2 protein-coding genes are annotated in these 2,815 nt (G+C 76.7%); both read left to right on the top strand.

Annotated elements, in window-relative coordinates; translation table 11 throughout:
• The coding region (locus AC1DYN_RS32035; RefSeq protein ID WP_477966764.1) for a hypothetical protein at positions 1-1,580 on the top strand (1,580 nt) is incomplete at its 5' end.
• The coding region (locus AC1DYN_RS32040) for a contractile injection system tape measure protein (RefSeq protein ID WP_477966766.1) at positions 1,573-2,815 on the top strand (1,243 nt) is incomplete at its 3' end. The genes AC1DYN_RS32035 and AC1DYN_RS32040, both read left to right, overlap by 8 nt.

The following is a 2,815-nucleotide window of genomic DNA, read 5'->3' on the forward strand; positions in this document are numbered from 1 at the left end:
CCACCTTGGCCGTCACGCGGCGCGGCAACCCGGTGCACATCGCGCCGGCCGACCTGTGCCGCAAGCTCGAAGACCTGCGCGCCGCCGGCCGCTCGAACCGCGCGCGCCAGCAGGCCGACCAGGCCGAGCGGGCCGCGGCCGCGCTGCCGCGCGGCGAGCACCGCGAGCTGCAGCATTACCACTCGGTGCAGCAGCTGTTGCCGGCGGTGTACGGCGTCGGCCGGCACGGCGTGCCGCGCTCGGCGCCGCCGCAGGAACGGGCGCGCGCGCAGCAGTTGCAGACCTACCTGCTGATGATGGAGCAGGTGATCGCGCAGGAACTGGCCCAGCTGCAGCACCTGCGCGAGCTGTTCTCGGTGAACGGCGGCTCGCGCCAGGCGCTGTGGTCGCAGCTGATCGGCCCCGACAGCCTGCCCGGCGTCGACCGGCTGCTGCTCGCGCCGCCGGCCGAGGTCGAGCAGGCCGTCTACGCGCCGTTCGACCGCCATGCGCAGCGCAAGAGCCGCGCGCTCGACCACCTGCTGGCGCTGCACGGCGAGACCTACACGCAGAACTCGATGCGCCAGTTCTGCGGCCATCACGCGCCGCAGGAGCTGGAGGCGCTGCTGCTGGAGAACAAGGCGGCGTACCTGCGCGACATCGTCCGGCTGACGCGCGACCGCGCCGCCGGCTTCGATCCCGGCCGGCCGCCGGGCGAATCCAACTGCAGCGGGCTGCAGCGCCGCGCATCGCTGCTGCTCGGCTTCCGCATCCGGCACCCGCGCGCGCTGACGCAGGTGCTGCGCCAGCAGCAGCTCGCGCTGGTGGCCGAGCCGCAGCCGCGGCACACGGCACTGCAGGTGGCGCCCGAGCTGGCGCAGGCCGGCGTCGCGGCCGGGCAGGCCGAGCGGCCGGCGTCGCGCGAGCAGCTGCAGGCCGACCTGCAGCGCATGCCGGCGCTGCAGGGGCCGCTGCCGCAGGCACTGTTCCGCGCCGGGCTGTGGCGCGACCGCTACCGCGTGCTGGAGTCGGCGCCGCACCGGCTGGTGCTCGGCCCGGACGAGCAGGGCCGGTGGTGGCACCTGGGCGAGCACCCGGACGCCGGCGCGGCGCGGCGCGCGGCCGGCAGCCTGCGGCTCTTCCTGCTGCACCTGCACCAGGAAAGCGAAGGCATGCACGTGGTCGAGCACGTGCTGTTGCGCCCGCTGGCGCCGGGCGGGCAGGCGCATGCGCGGCTGGCGCTGCCGGCCGGCTTCCATGCGCTGCGCGTCAGCGTGCTGCTGCCGGGCTGGACCGCGCGCACCGCGCAGCCGGCGTTCCGCCGCTTTGCGCAGGACACGCTGCGCATCAACTGCCCGTCGCACCTGTCGCTGCAATGCCTGTGGCTGGATTTCGACGCGATGCAGCGCTTCGAGGCCTGCTGGGAACCGTGGCTCGCGGCGCGGCGCGCGCTGGCCGCGGCACCCGGCGACCGGCACCGCGCCGAGCAGGCCGACGCGGCCGCCTGCCGCGTCATCGAATGCCTGCGCCAGCCGGACGAACGGCGCGATGGGCGCGAGGAAGGCGAGGGCGACGAGCCCTTCCTGCAAGGCCATGCCTGACAGCCACCTGGTCGAGCACCTGCACGTCGAGGTCGGCTTCGCCGGCGGCCTGCCGGCGCCCGAGGCCGAGGCGCGCCTCGCGGCGTTCGCGCAGGGCCCGGCGCTGCGCATCCTCGACGCGTTGTTCGACGAGGCCTGCGCGCCCGACGAGGTGTGGCGCATCGACGCGCTCACGCTCGACCTCGGCGAGGTGCCGGCCGACGGCGTGGAGGAGGCCTGGGCGCTGCGGCTGCGCGAGCGGCTGCAGGATGCGCTGGCCGACCTGCGCGGGCCGGGCGGCGTGTCGGCGGCGCGCCGGCATGCCGGCGGCGTGCAGCGCAGCCGGCCGCAGGCGCGGCTGGAGGCCTTGCTGTACTTCCTGCAGCACGGCCACCTGCCGTGGCATGGCCGCGGCGACGACCCGCGGCGGCTGGGCGACGAGGTGCTGCAGCACAGCGCCGCCGAGCTGGCGGGCGCACTGCGCGCGCTGGGCGACCGGCCGCGCCTGCTGCGCCGGCTGGTGGCGCAGTTCGACGCGCGCTGGCTGGCCGCGCTGGTGCATGCGCTGATGCCCGGCGAACCGGCCGCCGCGGCGCGGCTGCTGAAGGCCGTGGACCCGGCCGCCGGCCCGGGCCGCGCGGCGCTGCTGTGGGAAGCGGTGCTCGACCAGGCGCTGGCGCATGCCGCATCGCCGCGCACCGACACGCTGCCGCTGCTGCGCGCGCAACTGCTGGCCGCGCTGGACGCCGGTGCCGCGTTCTCGGAAAGCAGCGACCCGCTGCGCGCGCTCGCGCCGGCCTGGGCGCCGCTGCTGCAGCACGATCGCGAATGGCTGAAGGCCACGCTGCAGCGGCTGGGCGACAGCGCGCTGCTGCGCCAGCGCATCGTGCGGGCGCTGCCGGCCGCGCTGCTGCCGCAGGTGCTGGGCCTGTGGTTCGCGTCCGGCCTGGCGGGCGCGGTCGACACCTGGATCGAGACGGTGGCGGCCGGTGCGCCGGCATCGAAGGACGAACTGGCCGGGCGCCGCCAGCTGCTGTGGCAGGCGACGCTGCAGCACGCGCTGCAGGGCGGCGCGCAGCAGTTCGATGCGCTGCGCTACGTCGACCACGTGCGCTCGCAGGTGGCGGCCACGCCCGCACCGCGCTGGTTCGAACGCGTCGTGCGGGCCGCCACCTCGGTGCTGGCGTCTGCCGCGGCGGCGCTGGGGCTGTCGCGGCGGGCAGCCGCCGCGGCGCCGGCCGGGCCGGTGCCGGAAG

This window comes from Rhizobacter sp. P2_D12, from assembly GCF_056404395.1.